3 protein-coding genes are annotated in these 3,091 nt (G+C 62.4%); all 3 read left to right on the forward strand.

Going from position 1 to position 3,091, the window contains the following annotated elements; all coding sequences use genetic code 11:
• The coding region (locus AC1DUU_RS27515; protein ID WP_476786522.1) for an adenine deaminase C-terminal domain-containing protein at positions 1 to 556 on the forward strand (556 nt) is incomplete at its 5' end.
• A gap of 63 nt (positions 557 to 619) precedes the next feature.
• A complete protein-coding gene (locus AC1DUU_RS27520; RefSeq protein WP_476786523.1) occupies positions 620 to 2,017 on the forward strand; it encodes an NCS2 family permease in 1,398 nt (465 codons plus the stop codon).
• Positions 2,018 to 2,077: 60 nt separating this feature from the next.
• Positions 2,078 to 3,091: amidohydrolase family protein (locus AC1DUU_RS27525; protein ID WP_476786524.1), on the forward strand; the 1,014-nt coding region annotated here is incomplete at its 3' end.

Below are 3,091 nucleotides of genomic sequence, written 5' to 3' on the forward strand. Positions count from 1 at the left end.
GGTTTTCGTCCGTACGCGGCGCGAGGTGACGCTTCCGGTTCGCAATGGCCGGGTGCTCGCCGATGCCGGCCAGAACGTCCAGTACGTGACGGTCGTCGAGCGCTATGGAAAAACCCAACACCGGCCGGTCGCCTTCACCTCGGGCTTTGGCCTCAAGGCAGGCGCTATGGCGAGTTCGACAGCGCCTGACGACAACAACATCATTTGCGTGGGCACCAGCCCCGAGGACATGACGGTCGCCATCAACCATCTCATCGCCAACAATGGCGGGCAGGTGGTGGCCAAGGACGGAGAAATCCTCGAATTCCTCCATCTTCCCATCGGCGGCATCGTCTCCGACATCGAACCGCAGGAAATGGCCGCCATCGAGGGCCGGCTCGACGATGCGGCCCGAAGCCTCGGCTGCGATCTGCCTTGGCCATTCATGTACATGTTTGTGCTTCAGATCACGGCGATTCCCGACTACGCCATCACCGATTTGGGCGTGATCRATTGCGTCAACCTGACGGTGACGTCGCCGATCCTCGAGCAGGGGAGGGCCGTGGCAGCGGAGTGAGGAACGCTGCCACGGCTTTGGCAAATCGGCCGCGTCGGAATCAAACATTAAGGGGAGGAATATATGAACTACCAGCCGCAGATCCCGGCGAAAGCGAGCGTGCAGCCATCTTGGCTGCACGCCGTCCTCGACCGCCATTTTCAATTCACCAGGCTTGGCTCCAATATGCGGACCGAGATTCTGGCCGGCCTCACGACGTTTCTGGCCGCGTCCTATGTGATTGTCGTCAACCCTTCTATCCTTGCCCATGCTGGCATTCCGTTCTCGGCGGGCGTGACTGCCACCGTGCTGGTCAGCTTCATCGGCAGCTGCGCGATGGGGCTTTATGCGCGCAGCCCGATCCTTGTCGCGCCGGGCATGGGCATCAACGCGCTCTTCGCCTACACTATGGTCATCGGCGCCAAGGTTCCGCTTGAAATCGCCCTTGGCTGCGTGTTGTGGGCAGGCGTGCTGTTCACCATCATGGCGGTGCTCAATCTCAGAAGCGCTGTTATCGAGGCCATCCCGACGGATCTGCGCTACGGCATTGCCTGCGGCATTGGCCTGTTCATCGCCTTGATCGGCCTGGTCAACGCCAAGTTCATCGTCTCCAACCCCGACACCATCGTTGGCCTCACGACCTTCAACCCCGTCACCTTGACCTTCATTGCCGGGTTCATCGCGACGGTCGGGCTGGTCGTGCGGCGTGTGCCTGGCGCGATGATGGCAGGCATGATCCTGACGACGCTGATCTCGATCCCGATCGGCCGCTGGTGGGGCAATGGCAGCGCGTTTTCGCCCGAGACGCCCGACGTGACGACGCTGGTTAACTGGAGCGGCCTGTCGGCTGCGCCCGACTTCAGCTTCCTCTGGCAGGTCGACCTGCTCGGCGCGCTCCAGGTCGCCTACATCCCCTTCATCTTCGTGTTCCTGTTCACCAATTTCGTCGAAGCGCTGTCAACCTTCCTAGGGCTCGCTGAAGCCGCCAACCTCAAGGACGAGGACGGCATGCCGCGCAATATCAAGGAATCGATGCATGTCGATGCGGTGGCGGCACTGATCTCAGCTCCGCTCGGCACGAGCCCCGCGACCGTTTATCTTGAGTCGGGTGCAGGCATCGCGCAGGGTGGCCGTTCGGGCCTCGTCGCGCTTGTCGCTGGCCTGCTGTTTTTGCCATTCCTGTTCTTGTCGCCGCTGCTGTCATTAGTGCCGGCGATCGCAACAGCACCGGTTCTCATCCTGACCGGACTGTTCATGTCCGAGCCGATGGGCCGGATCCGCTGGTCGGACGCCGAAGAGGCTATTCCCGCCTTTCTCGCCATCGTGTTGATCCCGCTGACCTTTTCGATCACGCTTGGCCTGTCGCTGGCGATCATCGCCTATGTGCTGCTTAAGCTTGTCGTCGGCAAGGCCGGCGAGGTGAAGCCGATCATGTGGTTCGTCGCGCTGCTCGCGGCCGCACTCGTCGCCCAGATCCAGTAGCACCCATGGCGGGCGCTGTGGCGCCCGCCAGACGCTGCGCTTTCAAAGGACATACTTCACATGCTTCTGCCTTGGTCTGAAACCGCCCCGCGACTGGTCGACGTGGCGATGGGGCGCTCATCAGCCGACCTGGTGATCCGCAACGGCAAATGGGTCAACGTCTATTCCGGCGAGATCGTGCCGCGAACGGATGTCGCAATCTCGGCCGGACGCTTTGCCTATGTCGGACCTGCCGCCGGTCATACGATTGGTGAGAACACGAAGGTCGTGGACGCTGAAGGCCGCTATCTCGTGCCGGGCCTGTGCGACGGCCACATGCATGTCGAAAGCGGACTGGTGACGGTGACGGAGTTCGCCCGTGCCGTCATTCCACATGGCACGACCACCATGTTCATAGATCCGCACGAGATCGCCAATGTGCTTGGCCTGTTTGGCGTGCGGCTCATGAACGAGGAGGCACAAAGCCTGCCGATCAACGTTCTGGTTCAAGTGCCTAGTTGCGTGCCGAGCGCGCCGGGGCTGGAGACGGCAGGCGCACAGCTCAGCGCCGCCGACGTCAGGGAGGCGCTGAGCTGGCCGAACATCATCGGCCTCGGCGAAATGATGAATTTTCCCGGTGTCGCGGCCAACGATGCCAAGATGGTCGCCGAGATCGCCGCCACGCAAGCAGCACGCCTCACCGTCGGCGGCCACTATGCCTCGCCCGATCTCGGCCGTGAGTTCCACGCCTATGTGGCTGGCGGTCCGGCCGACGACCATGAGGGCACGACCGTTGAGGACGCCATTGCCCGTGTCCGCCAGGGCATGCGCGCGATGCTGCGGCTGGGTTCGGCCTGGTACGACGTTGCAGCTCAGGTCAAGGCGATCACCGAACGCGGCATCGACCCGCGCAACTTCATTCTCTGCACCGACGACAGCCACTCGGGTACGCTGGTCAATCATGGGCATATGAACCGGGTGGTGCGCCATGCCATCGCGCAAGGGTTGAAACCGATCACCGCGATCCAGATGGCGACGTTGAACACCGCCCAGCATTTCGGCATGGAGCGCGAACTGGGGTCCATCACGCCGGGT

This window comes from Aminobacter sp. P4_H6_2 (genome assembly GCF_056400805.1).

What these genes read in the sequence shown, in the direction of transcription:
- AC1DUU_RS27520 (WP_476786523.1), top strand. Translation starts at nt 620, where the DNA reads ATGAACTACCAGCCGCAGATCCCGGCGAAAGCGAGCGTGCAGCCATCT.